The organism is Pseudomonas veronii, assembly GCF_002028325.1.
Classification (GTDB): domain Bacteria; phylum Pseudomonadota; class Gammaproteobacteria; order Pseudomonadales; family Pseudomonadaceae; genus Aquipseudomonas; species Aquipseudomonas veronii.
In genome coordinates this window covers 5,702,945-5,728,364 of record NZ_CP018420.1, presented here as the reverse complement: position 1 = coordinate 5,728,364, position 25,420 = coordinate 5,702,945, and the positions used below count along the sequence as shown (strand labels likewise).

Genomic DNA, 25,420 nt, shown 5'->3' with positions numbered 1-25,420 from the left:
GCTTCCCTGCAGAAAAGCGTCGGATGTTTTCAGGCGCGGACCAGGGCAGTCGGCTTCAACAGGTATTCCCCGTTAATAGTGATAACGACACATCAAGACCTGAGTCTCATCATCCTCTATGCCATAGACCAAGCGATGTTCGGCGGTGATTCGCCGAGACCAGAAGCCACTGAGGTTGTATTTGAGTGGTTCGGGGCCGTCTCTTCAAGGGCATTGAATTCCGATAGCGAGATCATCACCACGGGCTCACCTTTTTGCCGGGTGAGCAGCAACGGGATGTGATCGTCATTGACCCGATCCATTGTCTCGGAGAGATGGGCACGGGCATTGGTGTAGTTGATTGTTTCCATGGGTATGTCCTCGCTTGATGGTACGAAACGTCCATAAATACGTACATGTGTTCAAGGGTTTCCTTATCAACGGTCAATGGGTGGCACCCTTACGGTTTGAGCCTGACCCACATCAAAACCCCGCAGCGCCAAACCCGTTACAACACAAAGGTCTGATGAACCCATAAAAACGACAACGGACCTGCGCCGAGGGGGCTTCCCCACGCGAGGTCATTAAAGGACTAATGCAATGGCGCTTTCTCTGTCACGCCTGGCCTTGCTGGGAGCGACGTTTGGTCTGACGCTACCCCTGCACGCCAATTCCGCCGATACCGCACTGATCGAACACGGCAAATATGTCGCGCAATTGGGCGACTGCATTGCCTGCCACACTGCCAAGCCAGGCAACGCGATGGCCGGCGGGCTGGAGCTGAGCACGCCGATGGGCACGATCTATTCGAGCAACATCACGCCGGACCGCGAGACCGGCATTGGTGCCTACAGCTTCGAACAGTTCGACCGGGTCATGCGTGAAGGTGTCACACCTGCGGGTATGAACCTGTACCCGGCGATGCCGTATCCGTCCTACGCCAAGATGAGCGAGGAGGACATGCGCGCCTTGTACGCCTACCTGATGCAAGGCGTGGAACCCGTGCGGCAGGCCAACCTCGAGGCGGACATGGGCTTCCCGTTCAACCAGCGCTGGGGCCTGGCCTTGTGGAACTTCGCCTTTCTCGACAAGCAAGCGTTCCAGCCCGAACCCGGTCGTGACGCGCAGCTCAACCGTGGCGCGTATCTGGTCCAGGGCCTGGGCCACTGCGGCTCCTGTCATACCCCGCGGGGCATCGCCTTCCAGGAAAAGGCCATGAGCGATGACGGGCGCGGCGGCCAGCATTACCTGGCCGGCGAAACCGTCGAGCATTGGCGCGCCCTGAGCCTGCGCAACCTGTGGACCGTGGAAGACACCGTGCAACTGCTCAAGACCGGGCAGAACCGTTTTGCCACCGTCGCCGGCAACATGGCCGATGTGATTCACCACAGCACCCAGCATTTCAGCGACGACGATCTGACCGCGATTGCCCGCTATCTGAAATCCCTGCCGCCCGGCCCGGACGATCTGCCGATGCCGTCGGTGGCCCGCGCACCGGCCGCGCCACCCGCCGACCTGTTCACCAGCCGTGGCGGCCTGGGTTATATGCAGTTCTGCAGCGACTGCCACCGCAGTGATGGCGCGGGGGTGAAAGGCTTGTTCCCGCCGTTGGCCGGCAACCCGAGCATCGTCTCGAACGACCCGACATCCCTGCTGCACATCACCCTCACCGGTTGGGAGACCGCACAAACGGCCACTCACCCACGGGTCTACACCATGCCCGGGTTTGCCCGGCTGGCGGACCAGGAGGTCGCCGAAATCCTCAGTTTCGTTCGCACGCGCTGGGGCAACCAGGGCACGTCGATCAGCGCCGCGCAGGTCAAGACATTGCGCGATCAGCTCAACCCGGCCACGACCGACTCCTCCACTTTCGAAACCCCGCGCCTGGCCGACCTGCTCGCGGCGCCGAACGCCGACCAGGTGGTGCGCGGCATGCGCCTGCACCTGCAAACCAAGGCATTGCTGCCCGACAACGTCGGCAACGCGCTCAATTGCACCAGTTGTCACCTCAACGCCGGCACCGTGGCGGACGGTTCGCCCTTCGTCGGTGTGTCGGCCTTCTTCCCCAGCTATGCACCGCGCGCGGGCAAGGTGGTGAGTCTGGAAGAACGCATCAACGGCTGCTTCCGGCGCTCGATGAACGGCAAACCGTTGCCGCCGCAGTCGGCGGATATGCAGGCGATGGTTGCGTACTTCGACTGGATGAAGAACAACACCCGCCCCGAAGACAAGGTGGCCGGGCGCGGTGTAGGCAAGGTCGACCCGGCGATCAAGCCGGACCTGGCCAATGGCAAGGCGGTCTACGCCAAGCAATGCGCGGTGTGCCATGGCGACAACGGTGAGGGCCTGGCGCGTGCCGACGGCGAGCGGGTGTACCCGCCGCTGTGGGGCGATCAGTCGTTCAATATCGGCGCCGGCATGGCACGCACCTACACGGCGGCGGCGTTCGTCAAACGCAACATGCCGATCGGCTTCCACGAGCAATTCCCGTTGGGCCAGGGCGGTTTGTCCGACCAGGAAGCGGTGGACGTCGCAGCGTATTTCTCGGGGCAACCTCGCCCGGACTTCCCGGACAAGGTCAAAGACTGGCCCAACGGCGGCAAGCCGGTGGATGCGCGTTACTAGTCCAGTTGCTTGAGGCACGCCTGGAGGATGTCCAGGCCTTCCTCCAACACCGCCGGCTCAATGGTCAGCGGTGCCAGTAAGCGGACGATGTGCCGCGACTTGCCGCTGGGCATCAGCAGCAAGCCGGCGTCCCGCGCCAGGCTCAGCAACTGGCTCAGTTGCTGGGGCGCGGGCGTGCCGTCGGCGTGGGCCAACTCGATGCCACGCATGGCGCCGACGCCGGTCAGTCGGCCCAGGTAAGGCGACAGGCGTTGCGCGCGCCAGGTTTCGTAGCGGCGCAGGATGGCCTCTTCCTGTCGCGTGCCCCAGGCCTGCAACTGTGCGTCCGTCATCACCTCCAGGGTGGCCAACGCCGCCGCGCAGGCGATGGGATTGCCCGAATATGTGCCGCCCAGCCCGCCTTTGGGCAGGTTGTCGAGTAACGCCTTGCGCCCCACCACAGCACCCAACGGCACACCGCCGGCGATGCTTTTGCCGAGCAGGATCAAGTCCGGCGTTATGCCCAGGCGCGAGAAGGCAAAACGTTGCCCGGTGCGGCCGAAACCGGACTGGATTTCATCGACGATCAGCAGGATGTTTTTCTCATCGCAGAAGCGGCGAAGGGCCTGGGCGAACGCGATATCCAGCGCGAGGAAACCGCCTTCGCCCTGCACCGGCTCAATGATGAAGCAGGCTACATCGTCGACGTCGATTTCCACGCTGAACAAGCGGTCCATAGCCTTCAGCGCTTCGGCGCAGGTCACGCCGTTGTCAGCGCTGGGGTAGGGCAGGTGATACACCGGGCCCGGCAGGACACCGACTTTTTGCTTGTAGGGCGCGACCTTGCCATTCAGGTTGAGGGTGGCGAGGGTGCGGCCGTGGAAGGCGCCGTCGAAGGCGATCACCGCAGTGCGGCCGGTGGCGCCGCGCACGATCTTCAGGGCGTTTTCCGCGGCTTCCGCACCGCTGTTGGTGAGCATCCCGCTGACCGGGTAGTCCACCGGGATAAATGCACTCAGACGATCCATCAGCTCGATGTAAGGCCTGTGCGGAGCGGCGTTGAAGGCGTAGTGGGTCAGTTGGGTCGCCTGCTGGCGAATCGCCTCGACCACCGCCGGGTGGCAGTGCCCGAGATTGAGCACGCCGATGCCGCCGACAAAGTCGATGTAGCGCTTGCCCGCGGTGTCCCAGACTTCGGCGTTCTTGCCGTGGCTGAGGCTGATGGGGTGGACGATGGAAATCGACTGGCTGATGGTTTCGCGGCTCATGAATCTCGGACTCGGCAGTGGCGGGCGTCTTTTTATCTAAGCCGTGAGCCGGGCCGGGCCGCAAACGAAATAAAGTCGCCGGGTCATTCCAAATCGGAAGGAGCGCTTGCCAAGCAGCCGTTCGGGGCCACAAACCCGCGCATTCATTCCGAGACGATGTCTTTCCCCGCCGCCTTGGAGCGATACAACGCCTGATCGGCCCGCGCCATCAGGGCGTCGGGGCCTTCACCCGCATGACGCTCCACCACCCCCAGGCTCAGGGTGATTTTGAAGTCGCCCACGGTGGGTACTTCGCTCATGCTTTGGCGAATGCGCTCGGCCAGGTTTTTTGCGCTCTCCAGGGTGCTTTTGGGCAGCACCACCACGAACTCATCGCCACCCCAGCGCGCGAGCAAGTCACCGGGGCGCACGCAGGCCTCCAGGCTCTCCACGACGCTCATCAGGGTCTGGTCGCCGACGCCGTGGCCGTGTCGATCATTGATCGGCTTGAAGTCATCGATATCCATGGCGACCAGGGCCAACGGCAGGCGAAAGCGTTGGGCGCGCTCACATTCTTCCAGCAGCACTTTCTCCAGGCGATAACGGTTGGCCACGCGGGTCAGGGCGTCACGCTCGGCCAGGGAGCGGTTCTCGTCCAGTTGCAACTGCAGTTGCTGGTTGACCCGCGACAACTCGCGTGTGCGTTCGGCAACCAAGGCTTCAAGGGATTGGTTGCGCCGTTCGAGCTGTTCGATCGCGCACTTGCGCGTATTGATGTCGCGATGGGCGCCGACCATGCGCGCTACCGAGCCGTCGAGGTTACGCGCAACCACATAGCCGCGGTCTTCGATCCACAGGTAGCTGCCGTCTTTTTTGCGGCAACGGTATTCGATTTGGTAATAGGGCGAGCGACGGTTGATGTAGTCATCGAACACCGTCATCACGCGGGAGTAGTCGTCGGGGTGGATGATGTTCTCCCAGGTGAACACGCTGTTCTCCAGGGAGTGGCGGGGGTAACCGAGCATTTCGTACCAGCCCGGGTTGCGATAAACGAACCCCGTATTCGCGTTCCAGTCCCAGACCCCGTCGCTGACCAGTTCCATGACGGCATGCAACATGTCCGCATTGAGGTCAGTTGACGGTTTGTTGCCGGCTGTATCGTCCATGTGCGCGCTTCCTGCGTGGGCCCCAAGGCCGGTCAAATTGACGCCGATACTCCGTGGCTGGCGCTACTGTACAACGGGGCTTGCACGCTTTGAATAGAGCGACTGTGCGGTTGTCGAGGTGTGGCGATGGGCCATTATTTCGGCGCCCGCATCCTCGTCGGTGCCTTCCCGTTGGCGTTGTGCTGGTAAATGGCCTCGGGCTGGCCTTGCTCGTTGAAAAATACCTGGCCGATCCCCGCCGAGTTCCACAAGCGTTCACCGGCTTCGGCGTGTTCCGGGATATGCGGCACCACCTGCATGGTGCGGCGGCGGGTGAACCAGTTGAGTGGGGAGCGCGGCGAGTAGAGCCAGCGGTTGAGGCGGTCGAACCATTCCAGCAGGCGCGGTGGGAATTCGTTCTTGATGCCGCTGCTGGTGATCTGCCAGAGCTTGGGGCCGGCGTTGCGATGGCGGATCAGCACTTCGTAGACGAACGAGTAATGCACGTCGCCCGAGAGGATGACGTAGTTACCCGGTGTGCGGGAGTGGCGGAAGATATTCAGGATCACCTGGGCGGCGCCGCGATGCGCCATCCAGTTTTCGGCGTCGACCAGCAGCGGGTAGCCGCACCAACTGAACACTTTTTGCACGGTCTCGATCAGCTTGACGCCAAAGATCGGCGCGGGGGAGACGATGATTGCCGACGGGTGGTCCAGCAGCGCTTGTTGCAGTTCGCTCAAGGCTTCCCAGTCCAGCAGGCCGGACGGTTGCTTGAGGTTGAATTCGCTGCGCCAGCGGCGGGTGCGGGTGTCGAGCACCACCAGCGCAGGGGTGGTCGGCAGCACGTAATGCCACTGTTGGAAGGCCAGCAGCGTGTCGAGCAGTTGATCCTGCGCACTCGCGTTCAGGTGGTTGTGCTGTGCCTGGGCGACAAGCGCCTGGGTCTGGTTGATCAGCGGGCCAAATACCTGCGGCTGGTTGCCCCAGCCTTGGCACAGCAGGTAAGCCAGCAGCGCGTTACCGATGATGCGTTTGGAGAACGGATGGCCGTAGGCGGTTTCTTCCCACTGCGCGCTGAGGTTCCAGTCGTCGGTGATGTCGTGATCGTCGAAGATCATCAGCGTGGACAGATGGGCAAACACCCGCGCGACGCCGGGCAGGCCGTTGCGGAAGCGATCGATCTGCACCTGTTCGCGGGCATAACGCTGTTGCGCGTCGGCGTTCAGTTGCGGCGGCTGTGGCGCGATCAGCGTCCAGGGAGTGGGGGACCAGACCAACAAATACATGGCCATCACTTCGGCGAAGGTCACCAGATGATTGTCGGCGGTGCTGCTGGTGAAAATCGGCTTCTTCACGCCGCCGAAAAAACGCTCGCGCAAGGTCTCGTTGCTGTCCAGCGCGGGGAGCAGTTCGGCCCGCTGGTAATAACTGGCGTGATGCCCGTAGAGGCTGGTGCTGTCGTCCACCACGGCGCCTTCCAGGTATTCGTCGAACAGCCCCAGGCGCGCGATCAGCCCATGAATCGCCCGCAGCATCGGCCCGGCGACATCGTCGGCGTACACCTGGTCGCCGCTCATCATCAACAATGCCGGGCGTTGGGCCGGGGTCTGGGCGTCGGCCAGCAGGCGATCGACGCACAGCAAGCCTTCGTCCGCCGGGTGATGGGGCTTGCGGCAGGAGCCGTGGACCAGTTGATGAATACGGCTATGCAGCACGAAACTCGGCGATTGCGCGTCGCAATAGAGCAGGTGCGCTGCCCAGTGAGCGATGCCGCGCCCGTCGATCAGCAGGTCGTAGCCGATCAGCGCGTCCTGGGGCAGGGCCTCGTCCAACGGGATGTCGATCAAGTGGATAAAGGCCTGGCGCCCCACCGGCACGATTTGGCACTGGCCTTGGTCCAGCACGATGTCGCGGCTCTGTTCGGCGACGTGCAGCCTGAGGGTCAAAGGCAGTTGCCGCGTCCCCACCAGCCACATTACCAGGCGCAGGGGTTCAAGGCGCCGCAGCAGCGGGCCGGCGAGGACGTCGGGCAGGGTGCCGGCGTGAGGCATAGGGTTGAAAGCTCCGCGCAGGATGATCACGAAGGTTAACCCGGCGGATGTCAGTATTGTGTTAAGGCCGGGCGGATCGAAAGGAGGAAGAGGCTGCAGGTCGGCAGCCTCTGGTTGGGCGCCTCAGATGATGTTTCCCCGACCCAGGCTGTCCAGCCCGCTCACGGTGCGGTCTTTTTTAGGCGACTGCTCGCCATTGACGTCAATGGCCGCTCCCTGAGGGGGCGTTTTTGAGGGGGAGTGGTGGTCTACCTGTGTGTTCAAGTAGGTCGGCAGAAACGAATTTTCGAAGTTCAGATGGCTGTAGAAAATATTCATCACGGTTTCCTCTGTAAGTTCGGTTCGCGGCGAACACTGTCGACGCGAACCGAACTTACAGCGGGTAAGAAGGCAGTCGCTATAAACCTATTGAGTCAAAACGAGACTACTCAGGAGTGGGAATCGTCATTCACCGTGGGCACCGTAAATCGAAGCCCACTGCCAGCCCGTCGTGACGTTGAGCAAAGCGATATCGCGAAGCTATCAATGCATCGACGCGCCCTGCCGGGTCAGTGCGGTTTGCACGCATTCGAGCAGGTGTTCGGTGCTCCACGGCTTGGGCAGGAAGCGTACCGATCCCCCCAGCTGCGCCGCCAGCCCGGTGTTGCCGGACGTCAGCAGCACCGGCACCGACGGCCAGCGATGGGCCACCACTCGACTCAGGTCATAGCCGTTGAGTAAACCAGGCATCTGGATATCACTTACAATCAGGTCCACCGGGTCATCGGCCCGCTCCAGGTAGATCATGCCTTCATCCGCCGAAGGAAACGAGGTGACATGTGCGCCGAAATCCTCCAGCACGTCCACCATTAACGTGCGAATGATTTCGTCGTCTTCCAGCACTAAAATCGATGGCTGAGCCATGATCCTTACTCCACCATCAGGGTTCAGTAGGGTGGAGTGGGGCGGAGCGGATTAGGTTCGATCCGATATGCGCTGAGCGATGGATGGTCGTTTTGCGCGTCTAGGTTGCGCATTTGCCGGGTGCTGCTGCACGATACGGGCGCTTTTCCACCCACTCCCGGTCCGCTTGCTTGAGGCCGAATTGCGACGACGGGGTTACCGCCGCTGCCGCAGTTACTGGCTATGCGGTCTCGGCGGCCTGGTACTGGGGCTGATCACCGGCCTGTGCGGCCGCAAAGCAATTGTTGCCACCACGGTTGCGGTCGAGAGTGTGGTCCTCAGGCACCTGGCCCATCAACTCCACACATTGCGTGACATCGACCCGCTGGCCGTGGCCGCGATTGCCTCGATCGTCGAGGAGGAACAGCACCACCATGATCACTCTGCCGCGCAGATCGAGCGGGACGACCCGTGGTTCAGGGCGCTGGCGCCGGTGGTGACAGCGTGGACCGAAGCGGTGATCTGGATGGGCATGCGTTCCTGACAAACCGGCATAATTACCCGTATCACCCGATGTGGAGCCCTTATGAAATACCGCGCGTTACTGACCTTCGTCCTGATCCTCAACACCGGCGCAGCCTGCGCCGCCGGCAATGCCGAAGCGGGTGGCAAGCTCTTCGCCAAAACCTGCGGCGGCTGCCATAGCATCGGCGAGGGCGCGCGCGGCGGCTTTGGCCCCGAACTCAACGGCATCATCGGCAGGCCAGCCGGCACCTCTCCCGACTATCAGTATTCAGATGCGATGAAAAACTCCGGGGTGGTCTGGACCCGGGAAAAACTCGCGGCCTATATCGAGGCGCCGAAGAAGGTGGTGAGCGGCACGCGCATGATCTTCTGGGGTATCAGCGATCAGGAAAAGATCGACAACATCCTGGCCTACCTGGCGACGTTTCAACCTGAGTGATCGCCTGACCCCATGTGGGAGTTGTCGAGCCCCGGCGAGGCTGCGATGGGATCACCGCGTGACACCTGCCAGACCGCAGCGCCTGCATCGCAGCCTCGCTGGGGCTCGACAACTCCCACATAAAACCTGCGTCGTTCTGAAGCCCTTACACCGATAAGGACATCCCCTCAAATGTGGGCGCGGTGCATCAGCCCCGCCCCAAATACCTGCAATACCAAACCACCCCACCCACAACCGCCCCCACAACAGTGACCCCGTTCCCCACTAACCAAATCCCAAAATTCCGAGTCTGCTCCGCATCCCCCTCATAAAACGGCCCAAAGTACGCCGCCACCGCCATCACCACACCGTTAAACACCCCAACAGCGACGGCAACCACCAAAAACACGAACACGACCGCCTTACATACCTTCATATAACCCTCCAAAACCATATTTCCCTGGAGTCGTGATAATCCGAGAACGTCCCTTCGATCGAGAACCCCAACTGAATTCGCGGGTAGCTCAGCCAATCCGTCAATCGCCGTCCATTCCATAAATCAATGTGGTCACCACTGCGATTGCCAAACGTCTCATTCCTCCTGCGCCAAAAATCTTTGAAGAAGATGATGCCTTGCTGCCCGACCAACATATCCTCAAAGTCTTCAGGCTTTACCTTCTTTACGGGCTGTATACCAGGGATATTGGCGCTGCTTAATGCCTTGGCCATTTCCTCTGCGGCCAGTACGTGACCTTCACTTTTGGGGTGCTGCCAACAATAGCGCACCCCCCTTAATCTGCTTAGGTCGGCACCAGATCTGCGCAATGCCACGCCTAGATTGATCGCGCATTGATCGCTGAAATTTTTCGCGCCGTTGGTTCGGCACGGGGCGGCGTCTCCGAAGATTTCCGGATGGTTTTTCCATAGCGTATAGAACGTCAGCATTCAGCATTTCCGTTGCGTTTTTTCGCGACCATAGCAAACGCTCTGCTGCTTAAGAGGGGGATCAGATAAAATCAGAACGGTCCTACTTGCCTGTCAGTTTTGATTGCAGGGTATAACTCACATGGTCCGTATCCATTGAATCAGCCGCGCATGCAGTAATAAGAGACCTTGGAACGCCAAGGTCTTTTTCTGCCCGCTGATCACGCCAGCAGGTGCTTGGAAATGATCCGCGAGATTTCAACAATCGAAGTCTTCCCCGTGAACTCGAATTTCACTTTCCCCAGCGACGAGAAGTAAATCTCCAACTCCGAATCCAGATCGAACGTCCCGGAGGTTTCCACCGAATACGCCACGATGTTTTTGTACGGCAGCGAGGTGAAGTCCTTCTTGCTGCCGGTAATCCCCTGCACGTTCACCGCGATGATGCGCTTGGTGGTGAAGACCACGCCGTCGCGCATGGCTTTGTAGGCATCGATCACTTCTTCGCCGTCCAGCAGCAGGGCGGCGACGCGTTCGGCGTATTCGTTGTTTTGTTTGAGTTTGAAGAAGCCTTTGTTGTTGAAGTCGATCATGTGGCTGTCCTGGGTGAGTGAGTCGGTAATCGTCAACCGGTGTATGACGTTTTGCTCGTGGATCTGTATCTAACGCCCTGCTTTTCAACGCCCTACCATGGCGCCTGACACTGCAACGTCGGCGAAGGATTTCACGCCGGCAGAATAAAAATCCAGGAGCTAAACAATGCCCGATATGTCCAGCTTACTTGCCTACGCGCTGATCTCACTCGGCATGGTGCTGACGCCCGGGCCGAACATGATTTACCTCATTTCCCGCTCGATTTGCCAGGGACGCATGGCCGGGATGATCTCCCTGGGCGGGGTGGCGTTGGGGTTTATCGTTTACATGCTGTGCGCGGCATTGGGTATCACCGCATTGGTGATGGCGGTTCCCTTGGCGTATGACGCGCTGCGGCTTGGCGGTGCGTTGTACCTGGTCTACCTGGCCTGGCAGGCGGTCAAGCCGGGTGGTCGTTCGCCTTTTCAGGTGCGGGACCTGCCCCTGGATAGCCCGCGCAAGCTGTTCATGATGGGCTTTGTGACCAACCTGCTGAATCCTAAAGTCGCGGTGATGTACCTGTCGTTGCTGCCTCAGTTCATCGACCCGAACGGCCACGGCAGTGTGCTGACGCAATCCCTGGTGCTGGGCTTCACGCAGATTTTCATCAGCGTGAGCGTCAACGCAATGATTGCCATGATGGCGGGCTCCATTGCGGTGTTTTTCGTCACCCGGCCCGGTTGGCAGGTGGTGCAGCGCTGGCTGATGGGCTCGGTGCTGATGGGCTTGGCCGTGCGGATGGCGGTTGAAGGGCGGCGCTAACCGGGCATGCGCTTTTGGCCGCGGCCGGCACGCTGATCAGCGATTCACAGGATGTCTTTCAAATAGTCCTTGAGGGTGGTTAGCGGCGTGGGCAGTGCGTCGAGTTGATGGACGTTTTGCACGTCAGTCGCCAACCGCCGCAACTCCCGCCCCAGCACCGTGTGGGCGCCGCCCAATGCCTCCAGCGCCTGCACCACGCATTCCTCGATCTTGCGTTGAATCGCAGCCAAATCCCGCTGCCGTACCAGTAACCCAAACACTTCCCGCTCGTACCCGTCCATCACCAGATCGTCACGCAAGACCGGGCTGCCGCCGTCGGTCTCGTACACCAGTTTCAGTGCGAAGAGCGCAACCGCTTCCAGCGTCAATTCCATGGTCTCGCTTCCTCGGGGTTTGGTGGGGAGGGCGATGATCACTGTTCTGCGCCGGAAAAAAAAGACCCACGCGTCAGCGCTCCAGGATCAGCTCCACGCGGCGGTTGCGGGCGCGGCCTTCGGCGACGGCGTTGTCGGCCAGGGGCCGGGTGTCGGCGTAGCCGATGGCGGCGAGACGGTTGGGCTGGATGCCGTTGCTTTGCAAGTAGCGGACTACGCTGCCGGCGCGGGCGCCGGAGAGTTCCCAGTTGGAGGGGAAGCGCGAGTTGCGGATGTCTTGAGTATCGGTATGGCCGGCGACGATGATTTTGTGCGGCACGCTGTCGAGTACAGGGATCAGCTTGCGCAGCACGGCGAGGCCGCCCAGGCTGAGGTCGGACTGGCCGGAAGGGAACAGGATTTCGCTGCTGATCCGAAAGCTCACGCTGCTGTCGTTGGTGACCACTTCGATGTCATTGCCCAGCTTGTCCAGTGGCAGTTCGTTGAGCAGGTCTTGCGTCGTGGGCTTGGGCGGCTCGGGCTCAACGACAGCGACGGGTTCTGGCTCGGGTTCGGGCTCAGGTTCCACAATGGGGGCCGGCGCCTGAGGCACCAGCAACAACGCACCCGGCGGGTCCAGCGTAGTCAGGCGTTTTACGCTGAAAACGGCGGGGCCATTGGACTTGGCACTGTGCCGTGCAAGCTCATGGCTCTTGCCGGCCAACGCCAGCATGGCCATGGTCACCACCAGCAGCAGGGTCATCATGTCCAGGTAGGTCATCATCCACGTTTCGCCACCGGGGTCTTCGACGGCCGGCGTGCCGCTGGCGATCGCGGCCGCCTGGTTGCGGGTGATGGTCGTCATGCCCGGGTTTTCCACTTCAATGCAATCAGGGCGCGCGCCGGGCGCAACGGTTCGTCGCGCAAGTCGTTCTGGTAATGGGCCACGAACGACTTCAAGGTTTCACGCATCAGCCCTGGGCTGCGTTTGTTGGCCATCATCGCCACGCCCTGCAACACCATGTTCATCACCACCACGCGCTGTTCGGTGCGGCGTTCCAGTTTCACCGCCACCGGTTTGCACAGCAGGTTGGCCAGCAACACGCCGTAGAGCGTGGTCATCAGGCCCACGGCCATTTGTCGGCCGATGGTCACCATGTCGCCGTCGCCCAGCACGAACATCAGGTTCACCAGCCCCACCAGGGTACCGAGCATACCGAAGGCCGGCGCATAGCTGGCCATGACCCGGAACAGCTGGGCCTCGGCATGTTCCTTGGCACGCAGCCGCGCGATACGCCATTGCAGCAGGTCGAGGATGTCGTCCAGCGGTGTCTTGTCGATCACCAGTTGCACGCCGGAGCGCAGGAAAGGGTTTTTCACCCGGTCGAGGACGTCCTCCACCGCGCGCAGGTCGCCGTCGATCCACAGGCGCGACAGGCTCACCAGTTCGTCGATGTCTTCCTGGGTGTATTCGCGCTCGTGACGCACCACGGTCTTGATCAGGCTGAAGACGTGCAGCACTTCGCGCAGCGGGTAGCTGATGAAGGTCGCGGCAAACGTGCCGACCACCACAATACCGAGGGCCGGCAGGTCAATGAACAAGCCGGGTTGTTGCGCGCTGAACATGAGCAGCACCGTCAGCAGTAGCAGGCTGGCGAGCATGCCGATCAGGGTTGAGGGGTTCATGCAGCACTCCTGTTGTGGGCCAAGGCAGGCTTTATAACGCGGTGGGTGCTGATTCAAATCGGCTAATACAGGCACTTTGCGTGGCGAAATCGGACGGCTGCGCAAATTTTTTTGGGGGCTGCCTAAAGACGCCTGATCGGATCGCCGATGTTCGCTTTGTCTGTACGGCAACGGCGGTGATGGCATCAACGCCGGGCCTCTCATCTGTTCAAGCGGCTCACCCACGAAAAGGAACTGCACCATGTCAGTTATCAATACCAACATCACGTCCATGATCGCTCAACAAAACCTGAACTCCTCGGAGAACAGCCTGAGCACCTCGATCGAACGCCTGTCGTCGGGCCTGAAAATCAACAGCGCATCCGATGACGCCGCAGGCCAGGCAATTGCCAACCGCATGACCTCGCAGATCACCGGCCTGTCGCAGGCGAGCAGTAACGCCAGCGACGGCATCTCTCTGGCGCAGACCACCGAAGGCGCGCTGGACCAGGTGAACGACAACCTGCAGCGCATCCGTGAGCTGTCGGTGCAAGCGTCCAACGGCACCAACTCCCAGTCCGACCTGCAATCGATCCAGGACGAGATCACCCAGCGTCTGGACGAGATCGACCGTATCTCCTCGCAAACCGCGTTCAACGGCGTGGACGTGCTGTCCAAAGACCAGACCATCACCATCCAGGTCGGCGCCAACGATGGCGAAACCATCGACATCAAGCTCAGCGAAATCAATGCCAAGACCCTGGGCCTGGACAGCTTCAACGTGAACGGCTACGACACCACCCTGACGGCCAGCACCCTGTCGGATTCCTCGGGCACTGCGATCACGTCGACCAACACCAGCTATGTCGACAAGTCCGGTACCACGGTCACCACCGGCACGCTGTCCGCCGACGCCGACGGCGACTACTTCCTGACCGTGGGCGGCAAGACCTACGCGGCCGAAGTGACCCTGACCACCAGCGGCACTACCACCTCGGCCAGCATCAGCATCGACACCGAAAACGAGGTGACCAAGAAGTCCACCAGCACCCTGACCACCCTCGACAACGCCCTGAACACGGTGGACTCGATGCGTTCGGACCTGGGTGCGGTGCAAAACCGTTTCGACTCGGCGATCACCAATATTTCCACCACGACCACTAACCTGACGTCCGCGCGTTCGGGCATTCAGGACGTGGACTACGCCACCGAAGTGTCAGCCATGACCAGCGCCCAGATCCTGCAACAGGCAGGTACGTCGGTATTGGCCCAAGCCAACTCCATGCCGGAGCAAATGCTGTCGCTGCTGCAATAATCGCGACGGTGCGGTACGAAGGGGCCAGCGCACGCTGAGCCCCTTTTTTTGTGCGCGTTCGCTGCACAATCTTTGGTAATCGTGGCATTGAGGTGGGTTTATCCGGGCTTTGGTGGGGAGGGTGGCGCGATAGCATTTCGCCTAGTATCTCTCTGCACAAGGCTGCTCCTGAATGCCAAGATCCCCGCGCCACGGCGCGCCCAGCCATATTGCTGCCCATACGCTTGCCCAGGCGCGACGACGCACCGAGCAACGCCCCCGTGACCCACAGGCATGGAAAGACCTGGGCAATCAGCAACTGCACAGCGACCCCGAGCAAGCGCTGGCCAGTTTCGAGCGTGCATTGCAGTTGCTGCCCGATGAGCCTCAGGCATTGGAGTGGGTGGCCAAGGCCGCGCAAAAGCTCGGCCAGGCGGATCGTGCCCTTGAACTCGTCCACAAGGCGCTGGGCATCGACCCGGATTTCGCCGTCGGACATCACCGCCTGGCCACGCTGTATTTTGAGAAAGGCCAGTTCGCCAACGCCCTGTCGCATATCGATCAGGCACTGGCGTTGGCGCCCCATGACTGTCATATGCTCTCGCGCAAAGGCTTGATCCTCAATCGCCTGGAACGCCATGGCGAAGCCATCAAGGTGTTCGACAAGCTGATCGAACGCGAACCCGGGGATTACAGCCACTGGAACAACGCGGCCAACCTGTACAAGGACATCGGCCAACTGGCCACCGCCGACACCTATTATCAAAAGGCTGTGGCGCTGGCCAAGCGCAAGGACGTGCTGCCGTATTCCAACCGGCTGACCTCGCTGCACTACGACCCCGAGCGCAGCCGCGAGTTTATCTTCGAGGTGTGCAAGGAATGGCAATCGCGCTTTGGCCCCAAAGCCGTGCCGCCGCGCCCCGAAGTGCTCGACCGCGCGCCCGACCGTTGCTTGCGCATCGGCCTGGTATCCGACGGCCTGCGCCAGCACCCGGTGGGCAACATGATCGTGGGCGTGCTGGAAAAACTGCCGCGTCATCAGTTCCAGTTGTTCGCCTACAGCACCAGTCAGGTGTGCGATCACCTGACCCGGCGCATCCAGGCGTCGGTGCAGCAATGGCTGGCGATCAAGCATATGGACGACGTCACGTTGGCCCAGCGCGTCCGCGACGATCGCATCGATATCCTGATTGACCTCTGTGGCCATAATGCCGGCAACCGCATGGGCACCATGGCGTTGCAGCCGGCGCCCTTGCTGGTGAAATGGGTCGGCGGCCTGATCAACACCACCGGGTTGGATGCCATCGATTACCTGCTCACCGACCGCATCGAGTCACCGGAGGGGGAAGACGCGTTCTACACCGAAAAGCTCATCCGCCTGCCCGACGACTACATTTGCTACGACCCGCCGCCCTACACACCGGACATCAAGCCCTTGCCCGCGCTGGCAAACGGCTTTGTCACCTTTGGCTGCTTCAACAACCCGAGCAAGGTCAACGATGTGCTGCTCGGGCGCTGGGCCGAATTGCTGCGGGCCGCACCTGATTCGCGCCTGTTGCTCAAGGGCGGAGCCTTTGGCAATGACGAGTTGCGCGCCCATGTACACGGCATCATGGCTGCCCACGGTATCGCCCGGGAGCGGGTGCTGATCGAAGGGCCGGTGGGGCACAAGACCCTGCTGGAAACCTACAACCGCATCGACATCGCGCTGGACCCTTGGCCTTATTCCGGCGGCCTGACCACCTGCGAAGCCCTGTTGATGGGCGTGCCGGTGGTCACCTTCCCCGGGCCGACCTTTGCCGGGCGCCACTCGGCCACCCACTTGGTCAACGCCGGTCTGCCGGAGTTGGTGGCGCACAGTTGGGCGCACTATCAGCAACGTGTCATTGAATTGGCCAATGACCTGGACAGCTTGGCGCGCATTCGCAGCCACCTGCGCGAGGTACTGATGGGCTCGCCGGTGTGCGACAGCCAGCGTTTCGCTAACCACTTCGGCACCGCCATGCGTGCTATCTGGCAGCGCTACTGCGCGGGCCAGCCGGCTGCCGCCCTGACATTGAACCCGCAAGGGCTGGCCAGGTTCGAGGGGGAGGCCACCGCCGTCGTGCTTCAGCACCCGGCGGCACCGGCCAGGGACGAGGGTTTTGGTTTCAAGTTCCAGGGCAAAGTAGTGACCCTGGACCACGGCGGCACGCTGATCGCATCGGCGCAGTTTGTTGCGCTGCAAAAAATGGCGGCGTTTTCCACGGTGGCCTTTGATCCCGCCAGCCGTATCGACAATGCCCGACAACTGGCGCAACTGGGTGAGTTGCATTACTACCCCCATGCGGCGCTGGGCAATGGCCAGCCCGCCACGCTCTACGCCTGCCTCGATCCGGCCATGAGCGCCACATTGGCACCGCTGGCGGCATCCGCGGTACTGGCCAAACTGGCGGTGCCCACCCTCAAGCTGGATGCGATCAACGGCTTGCCGTCGGTGGACTGGCTGTTGCTCGACAACCTCAACGACAGCCTGGCCGTGATCGAACATGGCCAACGTACCCTCGCCGATACGCTGTTGGTGCAAGCGCGGGTCAACTTCGCGCCGACGCATGATCAGCAGGCCGATGTGGGCTTGATCAGCCGCTGCCTGGCGCGGCGCGGGTTCAGTTTTTACCGGCTCAATAACCTGCAGCACATCAGCCATCCGGCCGAAGGGCAAAGCCTGGATCAATTGCGCGCTTCTCACCTGGTGTGTGCCGATGCGCTGTTTTTGCCGGACGCAACACGTATGGCAGCACTGTCCGATAACCAGCGCCTGAAGCTGGCCTTTTTACTGCACACGGTCTACGCTGCCTTTGACGTGGCGACGCAACTGCTCAACACAATCGATAGCGACCTGGCCGCGCAGTACCTCAAGCACTGCCGGAACCCGAGCGCCATGCCGCAACCGCTCGAACTGCCGCGGGCGCCGATGCAGGCCCCCCAGGTGACCTTTCCGGCAGAAGTGGCCGCCTATGTGAAAAAACTCTACACCCAGGCCTCGGTGATTCTGGAATATGGCAGCGGCGGTTCCACCCTACTGGCCGCCAACATGCCGGACAAAACCGTGATCTCGGTGGAAAACGACGCCCGTTGGGCGCAGGACATGCAAGCCTGGATCGCCAACGCGGTGCTGCCCTCACGGCCGATGATTTACCCGGTGGATGTGGGCGAGACCGGTAAATGGGCACGGCCGAAGAACGCCCGGCACTGGAAGAAATTCCACACCTACCCGCTGAGGGTCTGGGATGAGCCGTTCTTCGAGCAGCCCGATGTAATCCTGATCGATGGGCGATTTCGCATTGCCTGCTTTGTCACCGCGTACCTGCGGGCGACCAAGCCGGTCATCGTGTTGTTCGACGATTATCTGGACCGCCGACACTACCATGTGGTCGAACGGTTGTTGGCCCCGACCGCGTTTGTCGGGCGCATGGCGCGGTTCGATCTGCAGCCGCTGACGCACCTGCCGCGTGAGGAACTGACCTGGCTGATCGCCAGTTTCAATGAAGTGGCTTACGCCGAGGGGGAAGACCTGCCCTGATGCAAGGCAGGCTCGGGAACGCCGTCGATTAAAGGCGGGCGCTGGCGTGCCTGCCCCCACCTTGGATCGTCGGCGCTATTCCTTCATTCTGACCTGCAGTCGCGCGATCGCCTGGGCATGCAATTGACACACGCGTGATTCGCTCACCTCCAGCACCACGCCAATCTCGCGCAGGTTGAGCTTTTCGTGGTGACAGAGCGCAAGCAGCAGGCGTTCGCGCGCCGGCAGGGCGTCGATGGCGCGGGTGAGGTTGGCGCGGTTGCGGTCGTTGATCAGTTCGGCAAACGGCGTGCGCAGCCGCGAACTGGAGCCCTCGCTGTGCTCTTCGTCCACATCGTCAAAGGGCAGCATCTGGCTGCCGTTGGTGTCATCGAGCACCTTCTGGTACTGCTCCAGCGTCAGGCCCATGGCCGAAGCGACTTCCCGCTCCCGCGCCGGTCGCCCGAGATTCTGCTCCACGCGGTGCATGGCATCCTCCACCGCCCGCGCGTTACGGCGCACGCTGCGGGGCACCCAATCGCGGGTGCGCAGCTCGTCGATCATCGCCCCGCGAATGCGTTGCGAAGCAAAGGTGGCGAAGGTTGCGCCCACACTCACGTCGTAGCGCGTCATGGCATCGAGCAGGCCGATGCTGCCGGCTTGAATCAAGTCGTCCAGTTCAATATTGGAAGGCAGCCGGGTCTTCAATCCCAGTGCCTGGCGCCGGACCATGGGGAGGTACTGCTGGAGGACTTCCTGCTGGTTAATCTTGCCCTGTGCCGTATACATCGTGCGCGCCTGCGAAAGACAGAAAATCCACGGGATTATTACCGCTCGCCCTGGCCGCTTAAGCGCGGAACAGCTGTACGCCAGGTGACGTGTTCGCCCTTTAAGCCGGGCCGACACCGATGCTATGTGGGGGGCGGCTTGATTGGCGGTGCGCGCAGGTCTCGTCGATCAACAACAATCGTGTCCCCAGATACCGCTGCGCCGCTTCACGCAAATTGTTGAGCAGGCCGTGTTGGGAAAACCCGCTGTGCAGCGCCAATACCTGCCGGGGGCCATTCTGTTCGCGGAGCTGGCTCAAGGTGTCGAACGTGCGGCGGAAGGCGCCGAGGTCGCTGTCGACCCACACGCCCCAGCGTTCGGGCAGGTCGCGGTGATAGTTATCCACAGCCTGAACGCGCCAGCACGCGGGGTCGCCCACCCAGCGATGACCTTGACGGTGCCAGCGCTCCAGGGTGTTGTGTGCCTGGACAGCCGCCTGCGTCGCGCCGAACAGCATCAAGGTGCGATCCACCACGGGGAGCGGGCGCTGACTGGCCCAATGGCGCAGGCCGGCGGCTTGATCGTGCATGGTCAGAGGCTTTCCGTGATGGCGCAAAAGTGCAGCACGCCTTCGAGGATTTCAGCGGCGTGGCCCCTGGGTTTTTTCGGCAACAGCCCCAATAGTTGGGCACGGGCCTGGAAGGCCCAGTCATCACTGGCATTGCTCAGGAGCACGGCACTGGCGGCGATACCGGCGGCCAGGTACCGCTGCAGTTCGGCGTGCAGGTGCGGGTGCATGTCGAGCAACAGCGTCTTGCCGCGCGCAGCCAAGCTGGCCAGTTCATCATGTTTCAACTGCTGCACGAGGTCGCTGACCTGTTCATGCAACCCATGGGGTTCCCGGGCCAGCCAATAGCGTTGCCCCAAGCGTTGGCCGCTGTGGCTGTCCTGCAGGGTGCCGAACCAGGCGCGAACCGCCCCGTCTTTGAGCACCACCGGCAGATGACTCAAGGTCAACCGCGCAGTGCGGTTGCGGTAGCGCAACTCGCGGAGGCCGAAGGCTTCAGCGTGCCCGGCCAGGTTGCCCAGGCGTTGGCGTTCACCTCGATACACCACGTGCTGGTTGCCCTGGGTCGCGGCGGCTTTCGCCGCTGTAACGGGCGCGCACGGTGCTTGCGCGCTGACAAAGGCGTCCCAGCGCCCGGGTTGCTGCGCCGCCGGTAACGCCATCAGCGGCCAGGCGTCGAGCAATGGGCCGAAGCCGTCGACGTGTGCGACCAGGCTGTCGCGCAATGCCAGCATCGCCTTGCGCTGCCCCACCAACCCGCGCACCAGCGCATTCAGGCGTTGGCTCGTCGGCTTGCCGGGGGCCGAGGCGAACCGCGAAGGCCGGGACGTATCCAGCGCTTGCTGCAAAAAGTTCGAAGCGCCGGGCAGTTGCAAGTCTTCCGGCACTTGCTGGCCCGCCGACAGGTAGTTCAATCGCAAGCCGTGTCGAATCAACGTATCGAGCACCGGGCCCAGCCTGGCAGCCTCGTCGCATTTACTGATGATGCAATCGTCCAGGCAGCAACCGGCGGCATGCGCGGCGTCCCGGTAGGTGTGGACCACTTCATCGAGCGTGTCGCCATGGCTGGCGGCGTTGAGCACCAGCATCAGGCGCAGCGCCCGGCCGCTGGCGCCCAACTGGTTGATTTGGGTGAGCAGGCGTTGGTCGCGCTGGCTCATGCCCACGGTGTCGATGATCACCAGGCGCTTGTCGGCCAGCCTGTCCAGCAGCGGCCCGAGCGCGGCATCCGGCCCCAGGGCGTGCAGTTCAACCCCGAGCAATTGCGCGTAAATGTTCAGTTGTTCGTGGGCGCCGATGCGAAAACTGTCGGTGCTGACCAGCGCCACCGGGCCGGGACCGTGGCGCATGACATAACGCGCCGCCAGCTTGGCGGTGCTGGTGGTCTTGCCCACGCCGGTGGGGCCGACCAGGGCAATGATCGTGGGGGCGCTGAACAGCTCGGCTTCATCGGCCAGTTGGATCAGTTGGCTGTCCAGCCGTTGCGTCAGCCAGGCCTTGAGCCGTGCCGGTGTGGCATCGGGCAGCGGGGGCGGGCTGTGGTCGAGCAGCTCCTGGCTGAGGCTGGCGCTGAAACCGGCGTCGAGCAGCCATTTGAGCAAGGGCGAGGGTTTCCCCCGGCCATCGATCAACTGGCGCATAGTCTGGATTTCACTCAGCAGGCGTTCACTCAACGCGGCGAAATCCGCCGTGGCGGGCGTGGGCGGCGCTTCGGCCAGCGCCAGGATTTCCACCCCGACATCGGTCATGCGGCTCGACAGGATCAGCGCGTCTTCACCCAGGGCCAGGCGCACCTGGTTCATGGCTTCGCGGCTGTTGGCGCCGATAAATCGTTGAGCGCTCACTTGGGTTTGCCTCCGATCACGTTAGTCATGCGCAGGGTGCGGTCGTCGGGTATTTCGCTCAGGGCAATCACCGTGAGCTGGCGCAGACGCCGCCGCAGGAAACGCGACAACACCGGGCGCAGCTTGTTGGGCACCACCAGCACCGGCGGCTCGGTGCTGTTTTCCTGGCGCTTGAGGGTCAAGGTGGTTTGCTGCATGAGGTTGTCCGCCAGGCTCGGCTCCAGCGCGCCGCCGTTGCCCACCGCCTGCATCAAGACCTGCTCCAGGTTGAAGTCCAGGCCGATGACTTTCAGTTCGGTTTTGTTGCCAAACAGCTGATTGACGATGGAGCGTCCCAAGGCCACGCGCACGACAGCCGTCAGCTCTTGCACATCCGGCGGTTGTTGCACGCCACCGTGTTCGGCCAGGGCGTCGAGGATGGTCCGCATGTCGCGGATCGAGACGTTTTCTTCGAGCAGGTTCTGCAGCACGCGCTGTAACACCGTCAGCGACACCAGCTTGGGCACCACTTCGTCGACCAGGCCCTTGCTGTCGGGGCCGAGCTTGTCCAGCAGCTTCTGCACTTCGCCACGGCCCAGCATGTCCTTGGCGTGCTGATGCAGCAGGTGGTTGAGGTGCGTGGCGGTCACGGTGCTGGCGTCGACCACGGTGTAGCCATAGATCTGCCCGTGCTCGCGCAGGTTCGGTTCGATCCAGATCGCCGGCAACCCGAACGCCGGGTCCACCGCCGCCGTGCCTTCCAGCTCATGGGTGACCTTGCCGGGGTTGATCGCCAGCCACTTGCCGGGGAACACTTCGCCGCGGCCGATTTCCACGCCCTTGAGGCTGATGATGTAGGTGTTGGCGGCCAGTTCCAACTTGTCGCGCACATGCACCACCGGCGGCAGAAAGCCCACGTCCTGGGCGAATTTTTTGCGCAGGCTTTTGATCCGGGTGATCAGCTCGCCTTGCTGGCGCGCATCCACCAGTTGGATCAGGCGATGGCCGACGCGCAGACTCAGGGTGTCGACCAAGTGCACATCGTCCCAGGAGGCTTCGCTGCTTTGCGAGGCGGATTTGGGCAGCAGGGTCTGCACCGGTGAGCCCTCCGGGGCCAGTTCCTCCTGTTTGGAGAACCACCAGCCCAGCCCGGCCAGCAGCCCGGTAAGGATCAGGAACACCAGGTTGGGCATGCCCGGCACCAGCCCGAGCAGGCCCATCACGCCTGCGGTCATCATCAGCACTTTCGGGCGGCTGAACAGCTGGCCCATCATCTGTTGGCCGACGTCCTGTTCGGTGTTCACGCGCGACACCGTGACACCGGCGGCAATCGAAATCACCAGGCCGGGAATCTGCGCCACCAGACCGTCGCCGATGGTCAGCATGGTGTAAGTGTGGGCTGCGTCGGAGAAGGCCATGCCGTGTTGCAGGATGCCGATGGCGAGGCCGCCGATGATGCACACGCCCATGATCACCAGCCCGGCCACGGCGTCACCGCGCACGAACTTGCTGGCGCCGTCCATGGAGCCGAAGAAGTCCGCTTCCTGGGCGACTTCCTTGCGCCGCTGGCGGGCTTGCGGTTCGCCGATCAGACCGGCGTTGAGGTCGGCGTCGATCGCCATCTGCTTGCCGGGCATCGAGTCGAGGGTGAAGCGTGCGCCGACTTCGGCGATACGCCCGGCACCCTTGGTGATCACCATGAAGTTGATGGTCACCAGGATCAGGAACAACGCCAGGCCCACGGCAAAGTTGCCGCCCACCAGGAACTCGCCGAAGGCTTCGATCACCTTGCCGGCCGCGTCGGGGCCGGTGTGGCCTTCCATCAGGATCACCCGCGTGGACGCCACGTTCAGCGACAGGCGCAGCAAGGTGGTGAACAGCAGCACCGAGGGAAACGCCGAGAAGTCCAGCGGCTTTTCCGTGAGCATGCTGACCATCAACACCATGATCGCCAGGGCGATATTGAAGGTGAACAGCAGGTCGAGGATGAACGTGGGCAGCGGCAGGATCATCATCGACAGGATGAGCACGATCAGCACCGGGCCGGTCATGATCTTGAGGTCGGTGGTGGCCAGCCAGGAGTCGGGGCCGAATAAATCGGTCATGCCTTTCATGCGTTCGGGTCATCCTCAGGTGTCGGGGTACGCGGGCCACGCTGGTCCATGCCTGGCGGTACAGTCAGGTTCACCGGGGTCGGCGGCAGATCGCCGCCGTGTTCACTGACACGCTTGAGGCGGATGGCCCAGGCCACCACCTCAGCGACCACGGTGTACAGCTCGATGGGAATTTCTCGGTCCAGGTCGACGTGGAAATACAGGGCCCGTGCCAGCGGCGGTGCTTCCAGCATCGGCAGGTGATGTTGCGCGGCGATCTCGCGAATGCGCAGCGCCACATCATCCGCGCCCTTGGCCACCACACGGGGCGCGCCGTTCTTTTCTTTCTGGTACGACAAGGCCACCGCAAAGTGGCTGGGGTTGGTGACGATTACGTCGGCCTTGGGCACTTTGCTCATCATGCGGCGCCGCGCGCGGGTCTGTTGCATCTGGCGAATCTTCGCCTTGATATGCGGGTCGCCGTCGGCGTTCTTGTGTTCCTGGCGCTGCTCTTCCTTGGACATGCGCAGGTTCTTGGCGTAAGTCCACAGTTGGTAAGGCACGTCCATGCCCACCACGATGATCAGTGCCGCGACGCACATCGTGCAGGCGCTGGCGGTCAGGCTCAGCATGGCGGCCAGGGCTTTGGGCGCGGGCATGTGCGGCAAGTTGAGCAACTGCTCGATATGGCTGCGCAGAAAGAAGTAGATCACCGTACCGATCAGGCTGGCCTTGGCGATGGCCTTTGCCAACTCCACCAGCACCTGCACTGAGAACAAGCGCGCCAGCCCGCTCATGGGGTTGACCCGGGAAAACTGCGGGCGCACGGCCTTCAGGGTGATCACCAGCCCACCCAGCAGGGCCGGCGCGGCGAGGGCGGCGAAGGTCGTCAGGGCAAAGAACGGCGCCAAGGTCAGCAGCGCGGTCTGGCTCAATGTCCACAGCGTACTGAGCATGCGTGCGGTGTCGAACAGCTGTGCGCGGTCGAACAACAGCGCCTGTTCCATCACCTGGCCAAGGTTGTCATAGAGGGTGCCGCCCATCAGCCACAGCCCGCCAATGCCGGCCAGCAGCATGACGAAGGTGTTCATTTCACGGGAACGTGCAACCTGGCCTTCTTCGCGGGCCTTTTCGATCCGTCGCGGCGTTGCCGCTTCGGTCTTGTCTTCTCTGCTGGTCTCGGCCATGGCTCTCCGGGCGCCTGCGGCAACCCGCGCGACCTGTCAAAGCCGCTATTGTGCGCAGGCGCCCGGGCCGCCGATCGCACGAACACCCGGCACAATCGCGCGTTAATGAGCGGATGGTTCCTCTGGCGCGTATTCATCCTGGGACAGGATGCGTTCGGCCACGCGGTTGTCGAGCACGATGATTTCGATGCGGCGATTGGCGGCATCGTAGGGGCCGGCGCCGTGGAAGCGGATGCGGTCGGCCATGCCGGAAACGCGCAGCAGCTTGTTGGAGTCCAGGCCGCCGGCCACCAGCTCCTGGCGCGAGGCCTTGGCGCGGTCGGCGGACAGGTCCCAATTGTTGTAGCCGGCATCGCCGCCGGGGTAGGGGTGGCTGTCGGTATGCCCGCTGATTTGAATGCGGTTGGGCAATTCGTTGAGCACCGGGGCGAACGTCTTGAGCAGCTTGCTCAGGTACGGCGCGACGTTGGCACTGCCCAGCTCGAACATCGGGCGCTTGTCGGTATCGATCAACTGCACGCGCAGGCCTTCGGGGCTCAGTTCTATCGCGATCTGCTGCTTGAGTTCGCGCAATTGCGGGTCGCGATCCACGGCGTTGTTCAGCCGCTGCTTGAGGGATTCCAGGTGACGCCGCTCATCACCGGAAAGCGGCGAAGGGCGCGTCGTCTGGCGCGCGCGCTCGCCTTCGGAGAAGCGTTGGTCAGGCCCGCCGCCGGGGATCGCGCTGGTGCTGGACGTGCTGCGATCGCCTTTGCTCATGGCCACCAACAACGGCGTGCTGAAGTACTCGGCAATCGCGTCCTTGTCGTTTTTGCTGGCATTGGACAGTACCCACAGCACCAGGAACAGTGCCATCAGCGCGGTCATGAAGTCGGCGAAGGCGATCTTCCAGGCGCCGCCATGGTGGGCGTGCCGGGCGGCTTTTTTACGCCGGATGATGATCGGTTGATCGCTCATG

At 62.3% G+C, this 25,420-nt stretch carries 24 protein-coding genes; 6 read left to right on the top strand and 18 right to left on the bottom strand.

Translation table 11 applies throughout. From position 1 onward, the window contains the following. Window positions 1-72: 72 nt before the first annotated feature. Together PverR02_RS32815 and PverR02_RS26255 are read right to left on the bottom strand one after the other, a co-directional pair. Window positions 73-150: a type II toxin-antitoxin system YoeB family toxin gene (locus PverR02_RS32815; protein ID WP_141123716.1), complete on the bottom strand. Its 78-nt coding sequence runs from the start codon at window positions 148-150 to the stop codon at window positions 73-75. After that, complete coding sequence (locus tag PverR02_RS26255) at window positions 117-350, bottom strand: type II toxin-antitoxin system Phd/YefM family antitoxin (RefSeq protein WP_227778728.1); 234 nt, start codon at window positions 348-350, stop codon at window positions 117-119. The genes PverR02_RS32815 and PverR02_RS26255 overlap by 34 nt, the downstream gene beginning before the upstream one ends. Before the next feature lie 229 nt (window positions 351-579). Between PverR02_RS26255 and PverR02_RS26250 the strand changes: the two genes are divergently transcribed. Further along, complete coding sequence (locus tag PverR02_RS26250; protein WP_079444673.1) at window positions 580-2,604, top strand: c-type cytochrome; 2,025 nt, start codon at window positions 580-582, stop codon at window positions 2,602-2,604. On the opposite strand, the gene PverR02_RS26245 is transcribed toward PverR02_RS26250, so the two are convergent. From PverR02_RS26245 to PverR02_RS26225, 5 genes are all read right to left on the bottom strand, one after another. After that, window positions 2,601-3,851 (bottom strand): 2-aminoadipate transaminase, encoded by a 1,251-nt coding sequence (locus PverR02_RS26245; RefSeq protein WP_046382111.1) that lies wholly within the window; start codon window positions 3,849-3,851, stop codon window positions 2,601-2,603. The genes PverR02_RS26250 and PverR02_RS26245 overlap by 4 nt on opposite strands. Before the next feature lie 143 nt (window positions 3,852-3,994). Continuing rightward, entirely contained in the window at window positions 3,995-4,996 is a 1,002-nt protein-coding gene (locus tag PverR02_RS26240) for a sensor domain-containing diguanylate cyclase (protein WP_046382112.1), read from the bottom strand. A 134-nt stretch (window positions 4,997-5,130) separates the two neighbouring features. After that, a complete protein-coding gene (locus PverR02_RS26235; RefSeq protein ID WP_079444672.1) occupies window positions 5,131-7,026 on the bottom strand; it encodes an alkaline phosphatase D family protein in 1,896 nt (631 codons plus the stop codon). 123 nt (window positions 7,027-7,149) lie between these two features. Beyond that, entirely contained in the window at window positions 7,150-7,344 is a 195-nt protein-coding gene (locus PverR02_RS26230; RefSeq protein WP_079444671.1) for a hypothetical protein, read from the bottom strand. 204 nt (window positions 7,345-7,548) lie between these two features. Continuing rightward, window positions 7,549-7,929, bottom strand: coding sequence for a response regulator (locus tag PverR02_RS26225; protein ID WP_046382115.1), 381 nt, complete (start codon window positions 7,927-7,929; stop codon window positions 7,549-7,551). Between the two features lie 181 nt (window positions 7,930-8,110). Here PverR02_RS26225 and PverR02_RS26220 point away from each other — a divergent pair, with 181 nt between their 5' ends. Both PverR02_RS26220 and PverR02_RS26215 read left to right on the top strand, forming a co-directional pair. After that, window positions 8,111-8,452 carry a demethoxyubiquinone hydroxylase family protein gene (locus PverR02_RS26220; protein ID WP_231589867.1) on the top strand — a complete coding sequence of 114 codons (342 nt, stop codon included), beginning with the start codon at window positions 8,111-8,113 and terminating at the stop codon, window positions 8,450-8,452. A 42-nt stretch (window positions 8,453-8,494) separates the two neighbouring features. Then, the gene (locus PverR02_RS26215) at window positions 8,495-8,872 is read left to right on the top strand and encodes a c-type cytochrome (RefSeq protein ID WP_079444669.1); all 378 of its coding nucleotides are present in this window, start codon (window positions 8,495-8,497) and stop codon (window positions 8,870-8,872) included. A 411-nt stretch (window positions 8,873-9,283) separates the two neighbouring features. Here PverR02_RS26215 and PverR02_RS26205 read toward each other — a convergent pair whose 3' ends face one another. Together PverR02_RS26205 and PverR02_RS26200 are read right to left on the bottom strand one after the other, a co-directional pair. Next, window positions 9,284-9,796 carry a type VI secretion system amidase effector protein Tae4 gene (locus PverR02_RS26205; RefSeq protein ID WP_079444668.1) on the bottom strand — a complete coding sequence of 171 codons (513 nt, stop codon included), beginning with the start codon at window positions 9,794-9,796 and terminating at the stop codon, window positions 9,284-9,286. A 200-nt stretch (window positions 9,797-9,996) separates the two neighbouring features. Continuing rightward, a complete protein-coding gene (locus tag PverR02_RS26200; RefSeq protein ID WP_017846739.1) occupies window positions 9,997-10,368 on the bottom strand; it encodes a PH domain-containing protein in 372 nt (123 codons plus the stop codon). Between the two features lie 166 nt (window positions 10,369-10,534). Between PverR02_RS26200 and PverR02_RS26195 the strand changes: the two genes are divergently transcribed. After that, window positions 10,535-11,170: a LysE family translocator gene (locus tag PverR02_RS26195; protein WP_046382117.1), complete on the top strand. Its 636-nt coding sequence runs from the start codon at window positions 10,535-10,537 to the stop codon at window positions 11,168-11,170. A 44-nt stretch (window positions 11,171-11,214) separates the two neighbouring features. Here PverR02_RS26195 and PverR02_RS26190 read toward each other — a convergent pair whose 3' ends face one another. From PverR02_RS26190 to PverR02_RS26180, 3 genes are all read right to left on the bottom strand, one after another. Then, window positions 11,215-11,544 carry a hypothetical protein gene (locus tag PverR02_RS26190; RefSeq protein WP_017846741.1) on the bottom strand — a complete coding sequence of 110 codons (330 nt, stop codon included), beginning with the start codon at window positions 11,542-11,544 and terminating at the stop codon, window positions 11,215-11,217. Between the two features lie 73 nt (window positions 11,545-11,617). Further along, window positions 11,618-12,388 carry an OmpA/MotB family protein gene (locus PverR02_RS26185; RefSeq protein ID WP_079444667.1) on the bottom strand — a complete coding sequence of 257 codons (771 nt, stop codon included), beginning with the start codon at window positions 12,386-12,388 and terminating at the stop codon, window positions 11,618-11,620. Further along, entirely contained in the window at window positions 12,385-13,209 is an 825-nt protein-coding gene (locus PverR02_RS26180; protein WP_046382118.1) for a motility protein A, read from the bottom strand. Before PverR02_RS26180 ends, PverR02_RS26185 begins: the two co-directional genes overlap by 4 nt. Window positions 13,210-13,450: 241 nt before the next feature. Here PverR02_RS26180 and PverR02_RS26175 point away from each other — a divergent pair, with 241 nt between their 5' ends. Together PverR02_RS26175 and PverR02_RS26170 are read left to right on the top strand one after the other, a co-directional pair. Next, window positions 13,451-14,503: a FliC/FljB family flagellin gene (locus PverR02_RS26175; protein WP_079444666.1), complete on the top strand. Its 1,053-nt coding sequence runs from the start codon at window positions 13,451-13,453 to the stop codon at window positions 14,501-14,503. A gap of 172 nt (window positions 14,504-14,675) precedes the next feature. Further along, entirely contained in the window at window positions 14,676-18,044 is a 3,369-nt protein-coding gene (locus tag PverR02_RS26170) for an O-linked N-acetylglucosamine transferase, SPINDLY family protein (protein WP_079444665.1), read from the top strand. A 75-nt stretch (window positions 18,045-18,119) separates the two neighbouring features. Here PverR02_RS26170 and PverR02_RS26165 read toward each other — a convergent pair whose 3' ends face one another. The 6 genes from PverR02_RS26165 to motB form a co-directional block, all read right to left on the bottom strand. Continuing rightward, window positions 18,120-18,812, bottom strand: coding sequence for an RNA polymerase sigma factor FliA (locus PverR02_RS26165; protein WP_046382120.1), 693 nt, complete (start codon window positions 18,810-18,812; stop codon window positions 18,120-18,122). Window positions 18,813-18,912: 100 nt separating this feature from the next. Then, on the bottom strand, window positions 18,913-19,380 hold the full coding sequence (locus tag PverR02_RS26160; protein ID WP_079444664.1) for a hypothetical protein: 468 nt from the start codon (window positions 19,378-19,380) through the stop codon (window positions 18,913-18,915). A gap of 2 nt (window positions 19,381-19,382) precedes the next feature. After that, complete coding sequence (locus PverR02_RS26155) at window positions 19,383-21,203, bottom strand: flagellar biosynthesis protein FlhF (protein ID WP_079444663.1); 1,821 nt, start codon at window positions 21,201-21,203, stop codon at window positions 19,383-19,385. Beyond that, window positions 21,200-23,296, bottom strand: a complete 2,097-nt coding sequence (flhA, locus tag PverR02_RS26150) for a flagellar biosynthesis protein FlhA (protein WP_079444662.1) — start codon at window positions 23,294-23,296, stop codon at window positions 21,200-21,202. Before flhA ends, PverR02_RS26155 begins: the two co-directional genes overlap by 4 nt. Next, window positions 23,293-24,462, bottom strand: coding sequence for a flagellar biosynthesis protein FlhB (gene flhB / locus PverR02_RS26145; RefSeq protein ID WP_046382124.1), 1,170 nt, complete (start codon window positions 24,460-24,462; stop codon window positions 23,293-23,295). The genes flhA and flhB overlap by 4 nt, the downstream gene beginning before the upstream one ends. A 102-nt stretch (window positions 24,463-24,564) precedes the next feature. Further along, window positions 24,565-25,419, bottom strand: a complete 855-nt coding sequence (gene motB, locus PverR02_RS26140; protein ID WP_046382125.1) for a flagellar motor protein MotB — start codon at window positions 25,417-25,419, stop codon at window positions 24,565-24,567. Between the last annotated feature and the right edge of the window lies 1 nt (window position 25,420).